Below are 16,096 nucleotides of genomic sequence, written 5' to 3' on the forward strand. Positions count from 1 at the left end.
GACACCCATGCCAGCGGTCAGAGCGCGCGGAGTCGTGGCCGCTCCACCGCGTCTTCGCGTGCGGCACGGAGGGCGTCGGCGAACCGGACGGTGCCGTCGGTGGTGGTGAGGAAGTTCTCGAACTGCTCGTCGGTTAACTCGGCGGCGAGTGTGTCGGCGTCGTAGTGGGTCCACCAGTTGGTGAGCTCGCCCCAGGTCTGCACGAACGCGCGAAGCGGGTAGCGGACGGGTTGGCCGTCGCCGGTGACGAGCGGCAACGGCTTGGGTGGGGTGCGCTTGCCCTTCTTGATCGACTTCGCCTGGGCCACGGCTGCTTCGGCGCGAGCGTGCATCTCTGCCTCGCGCCGCTCCCGCGCAGCGGTGTCGGCATCGCGGATCGCTTGATAGATCGGATGCACCGCGTCACCGGCCTCGATCCGACCCAACCCGGCGGCGGCCTCGGCGCGCAGAGTCTCTGGCAGAGCAGGGTTGCCAGCGATGTCTTCGAGGTAGCCGATCTTCTCCAGCGTCGTGTGCGACGCGCCACCCGGAATCATCGCCGCCGCCTGCTCCCGGGCCTTCCCAAGCGGCCCGCTCGACGGTGGTGCAAATTTTGCACCACCGTCGTTTCCTGGCTGGTTCTCGCTGCTGAACTGGGTCGCGCTCTTGCGACGGGCGGCGTCTTCGGCCATGACCTGCTTGATCTCGCGGTAGAGGCCGGCGGCTTCGAGCTGGGTGTAGGGCTTGTGGAGCATGTTGTCGTCCTGCTCGGCGAGGAGCTGCCCGAGCCGGTCGGACAGGCCGCTGCGCACCCACACGTTGACGGTGCGCCAGCCGAGCTTCTTGATCGCGGCCAGGCGTCGTGCCCCGCACACCAGTACGCCGTCGATCGTGATGGTGAGTGGTTGCAGCAATCCGTCGCGCCCGATGGATGCCGCGAGGGCGTCGATGTCGCCGAGGTCGGCGCGGTGCCGGGTGCCGACGAGGATCGACTCGACGGTGCGGTCGAGCTGGATGCTGCCGATCTGTGGCTCGGTCACGACGACTCACCGCCTCCACCACTCGGAGCGGCCAGAGCGAGCGCGAGGATCAGATCGTCGTCGCGGAGCAGTAGGTCGAGCGTTTCGCCCAGCAGCAGCCGGAGCAGGATGCCGCGACCGCTGCTGGTGGCGACGTAGGCCGGGTGCGGGTTCCCGAGCAGCGCCTTCAGCAGTGCGGCCCAGGAGCGGCGCGGGAGGTCGAGCAGTGCCCGCGCGTGCCGGTCGCGGCGCAGCGTCTCGTAGGCGGACTGGCGGGTGCCGGCTTTCGTCAACGCCCCGCAGACGTGCTCGACCGCGGCCCGTGCGGTGTCGGCGGGCCAGTCGAGCAGGCACAGCATCGCGATGGCGTCCTCGGCCGCCGATCCAGCGGACATGCACGCTTGCGCTGACCCGAGACTGTCGCGCGGTTCCGGTTCGAGGTCGCTGGGACGCAGGTCGGTGGTGTGGAACGCGGGATGATAGTCGGCCAGCGCGGTGTCGCGTTCGGAGAACCGTTCAGGATCGTGGAACGCCGAAACGTGCGCGCGACGAGCCTGGTGCACCGAGCAGAGCAGGCCTTGGGCGCGTTCCTCGTAGACGCAGGTGATCCGCACGGCGTGGGTGATGATCGCCCACGGATCGTTGGCCTCGCGGGTCGAGCGGTACTGCATCGCGTCGAACGCCGCCGTCACCGCTTCCCAGGTGTCGAGCCTGTGTTTCCTCGCGAGAGCGCGGTACTTGTCGGCGGCGAACTCCATCAGGTCGCGGGCCACCGGGTCGTGAACCCAGGCATCCTCGCCGCCCTCGGCGAGGCGATTGAGCAGGGCACGCAGGCCCTCGCCGGTGGTGAAGTCCTCAGCCCCGTCGGCCGTCTGCTCGGTGCTGGTGCTGGTTGGTCTGGTCATGGTGTCGGCACCTCCTGGCAGGCAGGTGCGCACTCGCTCCCACGAGCGCGTCCTGCATGCCGATGCCGTCGCAGCCATGACCTGTCACCACCGTCAACTCATCGAGACCCCGGAGCGGGACACCTGCGAGGCAGGTGCGGTGCTGCACCCGAACGCCGAGATCGGCGGCAACCGCCGGGCGCGATCCCCGAGACGACGAACACCTGCACCGAGCGGGGTGCGGGTGCGGCGTGCCAGCTCGGCCTGGAAGTCGAGACCCCGCCCGGCCGCGTGCGCCGAGTGCCGGGCGATCAAGTCAGTGGGGCGCACCCACTCCACGCCTCGCCCACGAACGAGCGCGTGCCGCTTGTCGTCGCGGGCGACCGGCGCGGCCCGCACCGCCTCCGGCGTACTCATCACTTCGACCGACTCGGGGCGCTCCCGCGGCTCCTCGGGCACCAGCCGTGCGGGATCGGGCCTCGCGGAATCGTTGCGCTGGGGGTTCTCAGTGGTGTTCATGGGATCGTCTCCTCCCGCTCGTCGGCGGTGTCAGTGGTGTCAGTGAGGTGCGCGACGGCGAACCAGCGGCCCACGGTCGAGGGATGCACCCCGAGTTCGCGGGCGATCCGCTTGTTCGACCAGCCCGCCTCGCGCAGCTCCCACCCCAGCGCCCGCCGATCCGCCACACCCTCATCGCGACGGTTGGCCTCCATCTCGCCAGGCGGCAGCGCAGGCATCGAATCCGCGGTGTTCGTCGAGAACGAGTCGGCAGTGGCGGGTTCCGCATGGGGGTCGGTGGTGCGGGTGAGAATCACGGTCAGGTGCGTGATGGCCAGCAGCACGACGGGCGGCACCGCGGCGACCGAGGCCGCGAGCATCCTTGGCACGTCGGCGTCCGCGGCGACGACAGCATGAATGGCGTTCGCCGTCACCGACACGAGCGCGCCGCCTACCAGCAGCGCCCACGGATACCAGGCCGAGCGCTGCCCGGCGAGCGCGACGACGGCAACCGTGGCGACGACGATGATGCCGTCCACGATCAGCGGCCACGCCCACGCCTGCCCAGCCCCGATCCCGGAGCGAGCAGCCAGATCGGCCAACGACGTGAACGACAGCCAGAACGCCCCGGCGGCGATGAACACCGTCCCCGCGACCGCCGTCATCGCGGCCCAGCGCCGCCCTCCCGATTCACGCCTCACAGCCCAGCCCTCCCCAAGGCTGCGGACGGTGGGCTCGCCGAGCGACCGAACCACCGACCCGCGCTCTGGCTCCGGCCGCCGGGCGTCACTTCGGATGCGGGCTGGGTGGCTCGGTAGGCGGAGCGCACGGTCGTGGTGATCTCGCGATCACCCAGACCCGCCGACTGTGCCGCAGCACCCAGCGCATCGAGCGCCTCGGCGGGCGAGACGCCGTTCTCTGCGAGGCGGCAGGCAGCCCAGAACAGGCCTCGGTTCCGCTCGCCCTCACCCCGCCCAGCGACCCACGTCGCCAACCGCTCAGCATCCTCATCCATCGAGCCGCTGCTGGCGCGTAGTGGAGCGACGGGGCGCGGGTCGAGGAAGTCCCGCAGACGGGCCGCGTCCACATGACCGACCGAGTGCGCGGCGATGTCCGCGACCTCGTAGCGGCACACACTGCCGTCGATGATTCGCCGGGAGGGAGGAGCGATGATGTAGCCGCCGTCGCCCCGGAAGTCGACGCCCGCGGTGGCTGCCTGCCACGACCGCTGCTCGCGGCCCGGGGTCGCCGGGAAGTACACGTGCGCGCCTCCGGTGGGTGTGCGCACGAGCAGACCCGCGCCATCGACGAGCCCCGCGTCGGTGGCGCGCTGGAACGCCGCGCGGCCGTCGTGGGGGCCGTGGACATCGACATCGACGACGACAACGCCGGATGGAGCGCCGGTCGGGATGCCGATGTTCGCGTTCGGTGTGCGCGACCACCACGCGGCAACCTGTTCCGGGTCGCTGCTCGCATCGAGGAACCCACGGCGGGTCAGCGGACGCTTCCCCTCGACGACGCACGGAAACACGGGCACGCCAGCCGCCGCGAGGCTCCGCGCCGCGAGCCCCAGGCTCGGTGAACGATCCACGCGAATGAGCGCCGCCAGGACATCGAATGCTTCGGGCATCACAGCCTCCGCCCTGCCAGCGCTGGCGCCGACGCAGCACGCGGACGATCGGTCTCCACCGAGTTCGCAGCCGTACGGGAGGTGCGCGGACTGGGAGCGTCGCGTTCGAGTCCGGGCGGGGTGCCGTCGCCGACCTGGAGCGTGTCGAGCTGGTCGAGGATCGCCAGCGCGGTCTTCCGCACCCGCTCGCCGGTGGACTGCACCACCTGGACGGGCTCTTGGCCGTCCACGCGGGCGGCCCAGGTCGAGACGTACGGGATCGTGTACCCGGTGGTGTCCATGCCGTGCGCGGCACCGATCATCAGCGCGACGGACTCGGCTTCGACCTCGCGGATGCCGCGATGCTGACGTGCTTCCTCGTCGTCGGGATCGTGCATCAGCACGTGCGCCAGCTCGTGCGCGAGCGTCTTGACCTGCGCAGCAGGGTCCATGTTCTCCCGCACCGCTACCGTGCGCTCCTCATAGTCGGTCATGCCGTTCGCGCCGGAGATCATCCCCTCGTGTGGCACCCGCAGCACCTCGAACCCCGCGCCGCGAATCTGCCCGGCCAGCCCGTCCCACAGCCCCGAGGGTGCTTCGCCTTCCAGCAGCGTCGGAGCGGGCGGAACTGGCAATGGTTCTCCGTCGGTCTGGGAGGCATCCCACACGTAGGCCGGCCGGGCTCCGACCATCCGCGAGCGCACCACCTCGCCGGCCTTCGGCGTCTCCCTCGGCCCGAGCCGCCGCCACGAGCCCGCATCGGCAGGGGTCGCGGTGGCGAACCGGCCCGTCACGGGCGCGAAGATCATGTAGCCCGGCTGGCCCTTCATCACCTGCCGACCGAGCCCCTGCCACTGCCGGTACCCGGCAACCAGGGTGGGGAAGGGTTCGGGCACGCGGCCTGCCTCGAACGCGGCTTCGTGCTGCACCCAGATCAGCATCGTGTTGTTGAACGACCGCGACCGGAACCGCGCCGCGAAGGCGAGCGCCTGGCGCCAGTCGTCACCCGAGACCAGCGACTCGACCGCGCCGGTCAGCTTCTCGTGCAGCTCGTCGAGCTTCGCCTCTCGCGCCGCGCGGGCGTCCTCGTTCGATGCCATGCTCCGGCCTCCTCTTCGGCGGGCCGCGACGCGGCTGCGCGCGGCGGTACACCTGGCAGGTAGGCGCGAACACCCGCGCCCAGACCGTGAGCTGGACATCGTTCACCTCCTTGAGGCAGCCCGAGCCGAGACCGGGACGCAACATTGAGCATGCTCAAAATGCCCCGGAGTCCTGTTCTAACACTGACCGTTGAGCATGCGCAAGCCTTGATTTGTGCATGCTCAACGAGTACGGTTTGAGCATGCACAACCACCTTCTGGGTGGACTACATCGATGCCTTGCCCGTTGCGAAGGGAAGGGGGTCACCGTCATGACCGAAGACGAGAGCCAGGCTGCGGCCGAAGACCTCGCCAAACGTCTGCGGCTCCTGATGGATGTCGCCGTCGCCGAGTCCGGCACGGAGCCGACCTACTCGCAGATCGCCGGCTACCTCCAAGAACGAGGCACCAACCTGTCGCGGTCGCGCTGGACGTACATGGTCAACGGCCACCGCTACGTCCAAGACCCCGCCGTCTTCGAAGGGCTCGCGGAGTTCTTCGACGTGGACGCCGCGTTCCTGCTCGGCGAGGACGGTGCTGCCACTCCCGAGAAGGTCTCTGCGCAGCTCGACCTGGTTCGGTCCATGCGTGCCGCGAAGGTGAAGTCCTACGCTGCCCGCACCCTCGGCGATATCTCGCCGAAAGCACTCCACGCCATCACCAAGTTCCTGGACGAGGAAATGACACACATGCCCGAGCACTGACCGGTACCGCACGATGGAGCCGCCACCGGTCCCTGCTCCCTACAGAGAAGGGGCGAACCGTGAAGATCGAACAGACCGTATCGGCGGCCGTCGCGGGCCTTGAGCTCGGCAATACCTTCGCCCTTGACGATCTCCTCCACACCGTCCAAGACCGGCGGCACCGTAGGCTCCGCGTCGTCGAACTCGCAGACCTCGACACCCACGACGGCCTCTGCGCGCTCTGGCTCTCCACCGATGCCGAAGACGTCGTGCTTCACGCCCGCAGCGACTCCGCGCTGCATCGCCAGCAGTTCGTGCTCCACGAGCTCGCCCACATGATCCTTGGCCACGGCGAAGGCGACGGCTGTGCAGTCGGGGAGGTACTGCTGCCCAACATCCCGCCGTACACCAGAGGTCGCCTGCTCAGGCGGCAAGACCTCGACAGCGAAACCGAGATCGCCGCCGAGTCCCTCGCCGACCGGCTCGCCGCCGGCATCCGAGGGTCGGTGTTCGCAGAGTCCAGATACTCGGAGATATTCGGATGATCCAGACGCTCGTCGCAACGCTCATGTGGGCGCTCGTGGCGAGCCTGCTCATCTTCCGACGCAAACGCACCGACCGAAGCATCACCTACGCCGCCCTCACCATCGCCATCGCGATGACGCTCAACGTGGATGCCGCCTACAGCGCCGTCGATCGACTGCTCGGTGGCACCAACCTCGCCACCCTGATCGCGGACGCGCTCCTGATGACCGGGCTGTTCTTCCTCGGCCGCGGCGTCATGAAGACCGGCGAGTACCGGCCCAGGCTCGTCCGAGCCGCCGTCAGCATCCCCGTCCTGCTCGTCGCGCTGCTCGCGATCACCGCATCGTTCCTGCTCATCGACCGCGGCACCACTACCACACGATTTATGATCGACCTCGGCGCACAGCCAGCGGCGGCGGTCTACTCGATCATCAACTTCACCTACTGCCTCGTCATTGTCGTGGCGATGCTCGTCCTCGCCATAAGGCAGTACCGGCACAACACCGGCATCCAGCACCTCCCCGCGGCACTGTTGAGCCTGGGGTCGGCGTTCGGCGTCGCGCTCTGCCTCGCCGTGATCGTCATGGACGTTGCCCACGCCACGGGCCACCTCGACCTCATGCACACTATCCAGTCCGCCTACGATCCGCTCTCCGTCCTGACCTTCGTGTTCCTCTGTGCCGGGTTCGCGATCCAGCCTGCCGTCCGTCGCGCTCAGCACCGCGCCCGGCAGAGGCAGACCGTCGCCCTCACAGCGCAGCTGGAGTCGCTTTGGCACCAGGCGACGCGCGCACGGCCCGGGCTGAGCCAGGCCGACCCCCTCGCCGCCAGTAGCGAAGACCCCGAAGGGCACCTCCACCGAGTGATCGTCGAAATCCGCGACGCGATGATCGACCCTCGCATCACCTTCGACATCAGCACCGACGACCGCGACCTGCTCGAACGCGCCGAGAGCCACCTCGTCGGAAGCGACAGTGCCCTCGCGACGACCTCGCCCGTTCCCTACGTCGAGGAGCGGGAGTCGTGATAGGCCGCATCGCTCTCGGCGCTGGGGCCGCGGCGGCAGCGGTTGCCGGGGTCGGGTGGGCCATCGCGCGGCGGCTCACCGCACCCGTCGGCCCACGAATGTTCGACCTCACCGTTCGAGGCGTCGAGTACACCGACGACGGCGACCTGATCGTGCTCGACCGCACCGACCAGGCCGCCGCGCCAGGCATCTACAATCTCTGGTTCGAGCACGGCGGCTGGGCGCAGCTCGCCACAGATAGCGTCGATCGAGGACCCACCCGCGTCGCTCGCAGGATCACGGGCACCACATCGGGTTTCACTCCGAAGACCGGCGATTGCGCCTCCTGGAGCGGCATCTACTACGCCACCCCAGCCGACGCCGGACTCCACACACGCGACATCACCATCACGACCCCCGCAGGACCATGCCCGGCCTGGCGCATCGACGGCGACCTCGCGACCTGGGCCATCCACATCCACGGCCTCGGCAGCACCCGCGCCGGCACCCTCCGCGGCGTCCTCGCCGCAACCGAACTCGGCTACACCTCCCTCGTCGTCAGCTACCGCAACACAGCAGAAGGGCCGCGAGTTGGCACCGGCCGGACGACCTTCGGCTACGCAGAGACGAGCGACGTTGACGAGGCCATCGGGTACGCCGTCCGACGAGGAGCCGAACAGGTCGTGATCTTCGGCTGGTCGATGGGTGCCGCTGTCGCTCTCCAGCTCGCCGACCACCCGCGACATCCGGGACTGATCGCCGCGCTCGTACTCGACTCCCCAGTCCTCAACTGGACCGAAGTCATCAAGTCCAACTGCGCCCGCAGCGGATGGCCTGCAGCAGCCGGGCACCTCGCGATCCCGTGGCTCACCCTCGACCCACTGGCACGCGCAGTCGGCCTGCCAGGACGCATCCCACTTCCCACCTTCGACTGGACATCCCGAGCCGTAGAGCTCAACACGCCGACCCTGATCCTCCACGGCACCCGAGACGACTCCGTGCCGATCCGGCTCTCACAAGCACTCCGAGACGCTCGCCCGGACCTCGTTGAGCTTGAGACCTTCGATGCCGGCCACACCCTCTGCTGGAACAGCGATCTGGACCGCTGGCGGAACACGGTGACCGCCTGGCTCAAGGTGCGCATCCCACGCTGATCGGCAGAACGCAGCGGCCACTCTCGAAACCCGTCTCGTTCGGCCACGCCCGGAGAAACCCAACTCAAGCCGTACCTCAGCCGGTATCATCGTGGGTGTTGGCCTGCCTGGGCCATTGAGCGAGGGAGGACCAACGTGGCTGAGCCGTGGCTGTCCGCAGACGACATCGCCGCCCACCTCGGGGTCACCAAAGACACCGTCTACACCTGGATCGCCGAGAAGGCCATGCCCGCCCACAAGGTCGGACGCCTCTGGAAGTTCCAAGCCAGCGAGATAGACGACTGGGTGCGCGCGGGTGCGGCGGCCAGTGACCAAGAGCTCCACGTAGCCCATCCCGGTGTCGGTGGACGCTCCTACGCTCATGACAACGACGAGCACCGGGAGGGGGGAAGATGAACCTGAAAGACGCCCAGCGCTTGGTGAAGTCCAAGCAACGCGTTGCGGACCACGGCGAGGTGTTCACGCCGGCGTGGATGGTCGAGGACATGCTCGACCTCGTTAAGCACGAGTCTGAGCGGATCGACTCCCGCGTACTCGAACCCGCCTGCGGCTCGGGCAACTTCCTCATCCCCGTCCTGGCTCGCAAGCTCGCCACGGTCGAGCTTCGGCACGGCAAGAGCGAGTTCGAGAAGCGCCACTACGCATTGTTCGCGCTCATGTGCACCTACGGTATCGAACTTCTCGCAGACAACGCCGAAGAGTGCCGTCACAATCTCGCCGAGGTGTTCAACACGTTCTTGGGTATCGGCAACGATGACCAGTGGGCACGAGCGGCCCGCGCGGTTCTCACCGTGAACATCGTCCAGGGCGATGCCTTGACCATGACCGTGCCAAGCGGCCAGCCGATCACCTTTCCTGAGTGGGGCTACCTCGGCAAAGGCAAGTTCCAGAGGCGCGACTTTCGCTACGACGACCTCACTCAGCGCGCCTCGTACGAGGGAACCCTATTCGGCGAGCTCGATGACGAGGACCTGTTCGTCCCCGCGCAGACTTACCCGACGATGACCGTCATTCAGATCGCCGAGGCCGCCGCGTGACCCTTGCACCTTTGACTCTCCGAGGGCACAACCCGGATGTCTTGACCTGCATCGCGAACCTCTCCAACGATGAGGTCTTCACCCCGCCGGAGTTCGCGAACCAGATGCTCGACACGCTTGCCGCCGCGTGGGCAGACGCCAACGACGGCGCCGACATCTGGGCCAACCCCGATGTCACGTTCCTCGATCCGTTCACCAAGTCTGGTGTGTTCCTCCGCGAGATCGTGCGCCGACTCACCGACGGCCTGATCCTGACGATCCCCGACCTCACCGAACGCGTCGATCACATCCTCACCCACCAAGTGTTCGGCATCGGGATCACCCAGCTCACGGCGCTGCTCGCGCGCCGGAGCGTCTACTGCTCGAAGTTCGCCAACGGCCCGCACTCGATCGCTAGGTCATTCACGACCGAGGACGGCAACATCTGGTTCGAGCGCACCGAGCACACCTGGGGCGGCGGGAAGCGGGAGTTCCGTGCTGATCCACTGACCAGCGAGGAAGTCGCCGTCTATACCAACCGCAAGTGCATCTACTGCGGCGCAGGCGAGGATGACTACGCCCGTGGTGACGACCTTGAGACTCACGCCTACGCCTTCATCCACACCGACGACATCAAAGCCCGCATCGCGGAGCTGTTCGGAGACACCATGCAGTTCGACGTCATCATCGGCAACCCGCCCTACCAGCTCAGCGACGGCGGTCATGGGACCAGCGCCGCCCCGATCTATCAACTCTTCGTAGAGCAGGCCAAGAAACTCGACCCGCGTTTCTTGTCCATGATCGTTCCCTCGCGTTGGTTTGCGGGAGGAAAAGGCCTCGATGAGTTCAGGGAGTCAATGCTGACCGACAGCCGCGTGCGGGCAATCAACGATTACCTGAGCGCTTCGGACGTGTTCCCAGGCGTCGGACTAAAGGGCGGGGTGTGCTACTTCCTCTGGGATCGCGACCACCCCGGACTCTGCGAGGTCACCACCCACTTCAAGGATTGGCCGACGACCACGGCCACTCGCTCTTTGCTGGCTCTTCACAATGCAGGGTGTAGGTGGGGTTTGAATCCTCCGGTTTCGAGGAGGCTTCTGGCTATGTAGTGGGTCAGGTTCTTAAATCCCAAGGCGATCCCGCGGAGGTGTTCGAGGCGTCCGTTGATCGCTTCGGTTGGGCCGTTGCTGGTGCCTGGGCGGTCGAAGAAGGCGAGCACGTCGGCCGCCCGTCGGTGGAGGGTCCGGCCCAGGCTGACGAGCTCGACGAGGTCTCTCGGGACGCCGGTGCTGACCGAGTCGATCACGCCTTGAAGGAGGAACCGTCCAAGTTGCTTGTCGGGATGTCGGTAAGCCACGACGAGCCGTTGGTAGATACTCCATGTCGCGTAGACCTCGGTGTGCTGTTCGTCGGCGAACAGTGCCTCCAGTCGGGCGACTTGCTTGTCGGTGAGTAGATCGACGCCGGTGAGCAGGGTGCGGCGGGCGCGGTAGAGCGGGTCACCGGCGCGGCCCCGATGCCCGCAGGTGTCTTGCTGGACGCGCTGGCGGCAGCGGGTGAGCGCTTCGCCGGCGAGCCGGACGACGTGGAACGGGTCCATCACCGTGGTGGCGTTGCCGAGTTCCTCGACCGCCGCGGTCTTGTAGCCGGTGAATCCGTCCATCGCGACGACCTCGATCCCCTTGCGCCAGGCTCGGGGGCGGGCGGCGAGCCACGTCTTGAACACCTGTTTCGAGCGTCCCTCGACCATGTCCAACAAGCGCGCCGGACCGGTGCCGTCCCTGGTGGGGGTGAGGTCGATGATCACGGTGACGTATTTCTCACCATGGCGGGTATGGCGCCAGCAGTGCTCGTCGACCCCGATCACCTTGACCCCGTCGAACCGGGCCAGGTCGCTGATGAGGACGCGCTGTCCTTCTGCCAGCACGGCGTCGTTGGCGGTGTTCCACGCGACGTCGAGACCGGCGGCGATCCTGGACATGCTCAGGTGTTGGACCACAAGTCCTTCCAGTCCCCAACGCAGCGCCGCACGCGACAGCTTCGAACGCGGCTCGGCTGCGGCACTGGTGTCTTGACGCCACACCCGCCCGCACTCGATGCACCGATAGCGCCGGAGCCGCACGTGCAGCACGGTAGGGCGCCACCCCAGCGGGACATGCGACAAGAGTCGCACCACCGAGCCCCGGATGAGGCCCTGGCCGCCGCAGTCTCGGCACCAGTCGTCGGCGTCGACCGGGCGGCAGGCCAGGATCGCACGGTCGGGTTCGATGCGCTGGCCGGTGACTTCCAACCCGAGGCCGTCGAGACGGCAGAAACTAGGCCATGTCTCCTATGTCTTGAGCCATTGGAGGATGGCGTGGAGGACTGTGGCTGAGCGGTAGGTGGTGGCGAGCTTGTCGTATCTGGTGGCCAGTCCCCGCCATTGCTTGACGCTGTTGAAGGACCGCTCGACCACGTTGCGGCCCTTGTAGGCCTCCACATCGAGGCCAGGTGGTCTGCCGCCTTGGGAGCCCTTCTTCTGGCGGGCGGCGATCTCGTTCTTCTTCTGGGGGATCACCATCTTGATGTGGCGGGCACGCAGGTAGCGGCGGTTCACACCTGAGGTGTACCCGCGATCCGCCAAGACCACCTCGGGTGTGGTGCGAGGCCTGCCGGTAGGCCGAGGAACATAGATGTCTTCCAGGGTGTCCTTGAGCATCACGCCATCGTTGCGTTGCCCGCCAGTGACCACCATGGCGAGTGGGAGGCCGTGTCCGTCCACGACCTGGTGGATCTTCGTGGTCAACCCGCCTCGGGAGCGGCCAACGCCGTGACCTGCGGGTTCATCCTCCCCGGTGGGAGATTTCTTGTAGTTCGATCGCGCCCCCTGTGTCCTGCTCGGGGCGTTTGGTGTTGGTGGCGTGCTGGTGAGCGCGATTGATCGTCGCATCGATGCTGACCGCCCAGTCCACCTCACCTCGCGTGTCCGCCTGGGAGATGACGTGGGAGAGCACATGGTCCCACACGCCTCGGCGTGCATACGAGCGATGCCTCTTCCACACCGTCTGCCACGGCCCGTACTGCTCCCGAGGTAGGTCCCGCCACGGGATCCCCGTGCGATACCGGTAGATGATCCCGTTGACGATCCTCCGGTTGTTGGTGAACGGGCGGCCCTTCCTGCCCTCGTTGGACGGCAGGAGCGGCTCCACCACCGCCCACTGCTCATCCGTCAAGGCCTCAAACCGGGTCAACTCACTCACCTGGCCAGTATCGGGCAAGCCGAACTCCACATATAGGAGACACGCCCTAGTCAGATCAGGGCACGTGAAGGTAGCGTCGGACACGTCGAGGTCTTCCAGATGGGGAGCGTGAGAACTTCCATCTTCGGAGGGCCTCGACCCCTTCAGCCAGCCGCCACGCCGCAACCCCGAACAGCGCTACCTACACCCTCGATTGTGAAGAGCCTCTTTGCTCGAACCAGGCGCGGATGTCTTCATCCGGTTCAACGAGGCTCTGTCAATCTTGCGCAAGGTGATTGCCGTCGAGACCGGGCAGGAGCACTCGCTGGCACTGCCGGAGAGCAAGCGCTTCGAAAGGCTGGTCAGCTCCCGTAAGCCCTTTGGATTTGAGACCACGTTCAAGGGCAGAGCGTCAAAGGCGCCTGGCGACGTGCTCATCTACCAGAACGGTGGGACTGGGTATGTGGACCGAGCATCGATCCCTTCGGGCGCTCACCTCATCGATGGCTGGAAGGTTTACGTTGGCCGCGCCGCGCCCGGCACGGGAAATAAGGACACCTATCCCCATCGGATCATCAGCACTCCCTTCCTTGGCGAGAGCGGGAGCATCTCCTCCGAGACGTACCTCTGCATCGGAACCTTCGATACACGAGGAGAGGCGGAGAGCGCGCTGTCGTACCTCCGCTGCCGTCTGACGCGCTTTCTCATCCTCCTTCACAAGCCCTCGCAAGACACCACGCGGAAGGTCTATGCCTTCGTTCCGACCCAGGATTGGACGCGAGACTGGAACGATCATGATCTTTACGAGAAGTACGGACTCTCGGAAGACGAGATCGACTTCGTCGAGCGGATCGTTCGCCCGATGGAGGCGGACGAGTGAAGCGGGAGATTGACGAACTCCTCCCCAAGAAGCCCGAGGCGCGACTGCGAATCTACGCATGGTCGCCGAACGATCCACCAGTCGGCTACGCGGGGCTTCTCAAGGTGGGCCAGACGACGAAGGCGGATGTGAACGCGCGCATCCGCGAGTCTCAGGGGCAGATGCAGCAGGCATACACGCTGCACGTTGATGAGCTCGCCGAACGAGGCGACGGGACGGTGTTTCGCGACTCAGATGTGCGCCAACGGCTGATCGACAAGGGCTTCGAGAACCCGATCTTCGGCTCAGCGCGAGAGTGGATGTGGTGCACCCCAGACGATGTGCGCACGGCGATCACTGAGCTTCGCACAGGCGTGAAGCTCAGTGGAACCCATCATGAGAAGTTTCCGATGCGCCCGGAGCAAGCCAGCGCCGTGGACAAGGCCGAGGGCTACTACAAGTCCATCTGGGCCGAGGACTCTCACGCGGTGCCACGGTTCCTGTGGAACGCCAAGATGCGCTTCGGGAAGACCTTCGCCTCCTACCAACTCGCGAAGCGGCTCGGCGCCAAACGCATCCTCGTGGTCACCTTCAAGCCCGCAGTGGAGGACGCCTGGCAGACCGACCTGGAGTCTCACGCCGACTTCGACGGCTGGCAGTACCTCTCCTCGGCCACCGGGGGCAGCCCAGATGAGGCGGACAAGACTCGGCCACTGGTCTACTTCGGATCGTTCCAGGACCTGCTCGGGCGAGATCGGAAGACCGGCCTCATCAAGGCGAAGAACGAGTGGGTCCACACCACCAACTGGGACCTCGTCATCTTCGATGAATACCACTTCGGTGCGTGGCGAGAGTCCGCCAAGGAGCTGTTCGAGGGCGAGGACGAGAAAGTCAAGCAGAAGGAACTGGCCGCGGAGTACAACGACGGCCTCGTGGCCTTCGACGAGGAGCTTGACGAACTCGGCAACGACGAGGACGACTTCCTGCCGATCACCACCCGCGCCTACCTGTACCTGTCGGGCACGCCATTCAAGGCGCTGGCAACCGGTGAGTTCATCGAGGAGCAAATCTTCAACTGGACCTACACCGATGAGCAGCGCGCCAAGGCCGAGTACGCCGTCGCGCAACCGGACGCCTGGAACCCGTACGGGTCGCTCCCGGAGATGCGTCTGTTCACGTACCAGATGCCTGACGAGTTGATTGCCGTTGCGAATCAGGGAGAGTTCGACGAGTTCGACCTCAACGAGTTCTTCGAGGCAAAGGGCATCGGTAAGGACGCCGAGTTCACCCACAAGACCGACGTGCAGAAGTGGCTCGATCTCGTCCGCGGCGCTCACCTTCCCACCCAGGTCGACGCGATGCGGATGGGCACCCGCCCGCCATTCCCGTACTCCGATGTCCGACTCCTGCCGTACCTTCAGCACTCGTTCTGGTTCCTGCCCAACGTTGCTGCCTGCGAGGCAATGTCGAACCTGCTCGCGGAGAAGCAGAACGTGTTCTGGCACGACTACAAGGTCCTCGTCGTCGCGGGTCCCGGCGCGGGCATCGGGCTGGATGCTCTCCCGCCAGTGCGGGCGGCGATCGGCGACGGCCACGACACCAAGACGATCACCCTGTCGTGCGGCAAGCTCACCACGGGCGTCACCGTCAAGCAGTGGTCCTCGATCCTGATGTTGCGCAACCTCAACTCACCCGAGACCTACTTTCAGGCAGCGTTCCGCGTACAGTCACCGTGGTCGATCAAGAATCCCGACGGAGACAACCCGAGCGCCGAAGCAGTCCTCAAGCCTGTGTGCTTCGTGTTCGACTTCGCGCCCACTCGCGCGCTGCGTCAGATCGCCGACTACGGCGCCGGTCTCTCGCCGGAGACGCCGAACCCTGAGCAAGCCGTCGAGGAGCTCGTGAAGTTCCTGCCCGTGTTGGCGTACGACGGGTCGAATATGACCCAGGTCGATGCCGGCGGCATCCTCGACATCGCCATGTCGGGCACCTCCGCGACCCTCCTGGCCCGCAAGTGGGAGTCCGCAATCCTCGTCAACGTCGACAACGACACCCTGCGCAAGATCATGAACAACCCCGACGCCCTCAACGCCGTCATGAACATCGAAGGCTTCCGCGCGCTCGGCAGCGACATTTTCGAGACCGTCGTGAACAAGAGCGACGCCGTGAAGAAGGCGAAGAAGGAGAAGGGCGACGACATTACTCCGGCGGAGAAGAAGGAGTTGACGGAGGAGGAGAAGGAGTACAAGTCCAAGCGGACGCAGATTCAGGAGAAGCTGGTCAAGTTCGCCACCCGCGTCCCTGCGTTCATGTACCTGACCGACTTCCGTGAGAACACTCTTACCGACGTCATCACCAAGCTCGAACCCGGCTTGTTCCGCACCGTCACCGGACTGACCGTCGAGGACTTCCACCTCCTCGTGAATCTCGGCGTCTTTAACCTCGATCGTTCATGGCGGAGTGAGGGACGCGTGCGGTAGATAGGCCGGAGTGCCTTCTGACTACGG

16 protein-coding genes and 2 pseudogenes are annotated in these 16,096 nt (G+C 66.3%); 9 read left to right on the plus strand and 9 right to left on the minus strand.

Annotation, left to right across the window (positions count from 1 at the left end; all coding sequences use genetic code 11):
• Positions 1-17: 17 nt before the first annotated feature.
• The 6 genes from R0146_RS15460 to R0146_RS15485 all read right to left on the minus strand — a co-directional run bounded on the left by R0146_RS15460 (position 18) and on the right by R0146_RS15485 (position 5,089).
• Positions 18-1,019 (minus strand): ParB N-terminal domain-containing protein, encoded by a 1,002-nt coding sequence (locus R0146_RS15460; protein ID WP_077684803.1) that lies wholly within the window; start codon positions 1,017-1,019, stop codon positions 18-20.
• Entirely contained in the window at positions 1,016-1,903 is an 888-nt protein-coding gene (locus R0146_RS15465; protein WP_026926274.1) for a hypothetical protein, read from the minus strand. Before R0146_RS15465 ends, R0146_RS15460 begins: the two co-directional genes overlap by 4 nt.
• A gap of 93 nt (positions 1,904-1,996) precedes the next feature.
• Positions 1,997-2,401 (minus strand): hypothetical protein, encoded by a 405-nt coding sequence (locus tag R0146_RS15470; protein ID WP_077684802.1) that lies wholly within the window; start codon positions 2,399-2,401, stop codon positions 1,997-1,999.
• Positions 2,398-3,045, minus strand: a complete 648-nt coding sequence (locus R0146_RS15475) for a DUF2637 domain-containing protein (protein WP_013601299.1) — start codon at positions 3,043-3,045, stop codon at positions 2,398-2,400. The genes R0146_RS15470 and R0146_RS15475 overlap by 4 nt, the downstream gene beginning before the upstream one ends.
• Positions 3,046-3,077: 32 nt before the next feature.
• Positions 3,078-4,010, minus strand: coding sequence for a bifunctional DNA primase/polymerase (locus tag R0146_RS15480; protein ID WP_013601298.1), 933 nt, complete (start codon positions 4,008-4,010; stop codon positions 3,078-3,080).
• On the minus strand, positions 4,010-5,089 hold the full coding sequence (locus R0146_RS15485; protein ID WP_026926276.1) for an ArdC-like ssDNA-binding domain-containing protein: 1,080 nt from the start codon (positions 5,087-5,089) through the stop codon (positions 4,010-4,012). Before R0146_RS15485 ends, R0146_RS15480 begins: the two co-directional genes overlap by 1 nt.
• Positions 5,090-5,400: 311 nt before the next feature.
• Here R0146_RS15485 and R0146_RS15490 point away from each other — a divergent pair, with 311 nt between their 5' ends.
• From R0146_RS15490 to R0146_RS15520, 7 genes and pseudogenes are all read left to right on the plus strand, one after another.
• Positions 5,401-5,832 (plus strand): hypothetical protein, encoded by a 432-nt coding sequence (locus tag R0146_RS15490; protein WP_013601296.1) that lies wholly within the window; start codon positions 5,401-5,403, stop codon positions 5,830-5,832.
• 59 nt (positions 5,833-5,891) lie between these two features.
• Positions 5,892-6,356 (plus strand): hypothetical protein, encoded by a 465-nt coding sequence (locus R0146_RS15495; protein WP_013601295.1) that lies wholly within the window; start codon positions 5,892-5,894, stop codon positions 6,354-6,356.
• Positions 6,353-7,363 (plus strand): MAB_1171c family putative transporter, encoded by a 1,011-nt coding sequence (locus R0146_RS15500; protein ID WP_026926277.1) that lies wholly within the window; start codon positions 6,353-6,355, stop codon positions 7,361-7,363. The genes R0146_RS15495 and R0146_RS15500 overlap by 4 nt, the downstream gene beginning before the upstream one ends.
• Positions 7,360-8,496: an alpha/beta hydrolase gene (locus tag R0146_RS15505; RefSeq protein WP_317690731.1), complete on the plus strand. Its 1,137-nt coding sequence runs from the start codon at positions 7,360-7,362 to the stop codon at positions 8,494-8,496. The genes R0146_RS15500 and R0146_RS15505 overlap by 4 nt, the downstream gene beginning before the upstream one ends.
• Positions 8,497-8,631: 135 nt before the next feature.
• Positions 8,632-8,808, plus strand: a pseudogene (locus R0146_RS15510) (helix-turn-helix domain-containing protein); the annotation flags it as partial.
• Between the two features lie 80 nt (positions 8,809-8,888).
• Complete coding sequence (locus R0146_RS15515) at positions 8,889-9,533, plus strand: N-6 DNA methylase (RefSeq protein WP_026926279.1); 645 nt, start codon at positions 8,889-8,891, stop codon at positions 9,531-9,533.
• Positions 9,530-10,621, plus strand: a complete 1,092-nt coding sequence (locus R0146_RS15520; protein ID WP_084189747.1) for an Eco57I restriction-modification methylase domain-containing protein — start codon at positions 9,530-9,532, stop codon at positions 10,619-10,621. The genes R0146_RS15515 and R0146_RS15520 overlap by 4 nt, the downstream gene beginning before the upstream one ends.
• Here R0146_RS15520 and R0146_RS15525 read toward each other — a convergent pair.
• The 3 genes and pseudogenes from R0146_RS15525 to R0146_RS16210 all read right to left on the minus strand — a co-directional run.
• Positions 10,558-11,829 (minus strand): annotated as a pseudogene (locus tag R0146_RS15525) (ISL3 family transposase); the annotation flags it as partial. The gene R0146_RS15520 and the pseudogene R0146_RS15525 sit on opposite strands and share 64 nt — an antisense overlap.
• Positions 11,830-11,841: 12 nt before the next feature.
• Positions 11,842-12,441 carry an IS5 family transposase gene (locus tag R0146_RS15530; protein ID WP_078062235.1) on the minus strand — a complete coding sequence of 200 codons (600 nt, stop codon included), beginning with the start codon at positions 12,439-12,441 and terminating at the stop codon, positions 11,842-11,844.
• Entirely contained in the window at positions 12,335-12,751 is a 417-nt protein-coding gene (locus R0146_RS16210; protein ID WP_075890300.1) for an IS5 family transposase, read from the minus strand. Before R0146_RS16210 ends, R0146_RS15530 begins: the two co-directional genes overlap by 107 nt.
• A gap of 208 nt (positions 12,752-12,959) precedes the next feature.
• Here R0146_RS16210 and R0146_RS15535 point away from each other — a divergent pair, with 208 nt between their 5' ends.
• Complete coding sequence (locus R0146_RS15535) at positions 12,960-13,610, plus strand: hypothetical protein (RefSeq protein ID WP_217652097.1); 651 nt, start codon at positions 12,960-12,962, stop codon at positions 13,608-13,610.
• Positions 13,607-16,069, plus strand: a complete 2,463-nt coding sequence (locus tag R0146_RS15540; protein ID WP_217652096.1) for a DEAD/DEAH box helicase family protein — start codon at positions 13,607-13,609, stop codon at positions 16,067-16,069. Before R0146_RS15535 ends, R0146_RS15540 begins: the two co-directional genes overlap by 4 nt.
• Positions 16,070-16,096 lie beyond the last annotated feature (27 nt).

The sequence above is a fragment of the Raineyella sp. LH-20 genome (assembly GCF_033110965.1).
In the GTDB taxonomy this organism is placed as follows: Bacteria; Actinomycetota; Actinomycetes; order Propionibacteriales; family Propionibacteriaceae; genus Raineyella.

Excerpts from the sequence above, each read along its gene's own strand:
- R0146_RS15465 (WP_026926274.1), bottom strand. The coding sequence starts at position 1,903 with ATGACCAGACCAACCAGCACCAGCACCGAGCAGACGGCCGACGGGGCT.
- R0146_RS15485 (WP_026926276.1), bottom strand. The coding sequence starts at position 5,089 with ATGGCATCGAACGAGGACGCCCGCGCGGCGCGAGAGGCGAAGCTCGAC.
- R0146_RS15480 (WP_013601298.1), bottom strand. The coding sequence starts at position 4,010 with ATGCCCGAAGCATTCGATGTCCTGGCGGCGCTCATTCGCGTGGATCGT.
- R0146_RS15470 (WP_077684802.1), bottom strand. The coding sequence starts at position 2,401 with ATGAACACCACTGAGAACCCCCAGCGCAACGATTCCGCGAGGCCCGAT.
- R0146_RS15500 (WP_026926277.1), top strand. The coding sequence starts at position 6,353 with ATGATCCAGACGCTCGTCGCAACGCTCATGTGGGCGCTCGTGGCGAGC.
- R0146_RS15515 (WP_026926279.1), top strand. The coding sequence starts at position 8,889 with ATGAACCTGAAAGACGCCCAGCGCTTGGTGAAGTCCAAGCAACGCGTT.
- R0146_RS15530 (WP_078062235.1), bottom strand. The coding sequence starts at position 12,441 with ATGCGACGATCAATCGCGCTCACCAGCACGCCACCAACACCAAACGCC.
- R0146_RS15475 (WP_013601299.1), bottom strand. The coding sequence starts at position 3,045 with ATGACGGCGGTCGCGGGGACGGTGTTCATCGCCGCCGGGGCGTTCTGG.
- R0146_RS15490 (WP_013601296.1), top strand. The coding sequence starts at position 5,401 with ATGACCGAAGACGAGAGCCAGGCTGCGGCCGAAGACCTCGCCAAACGT.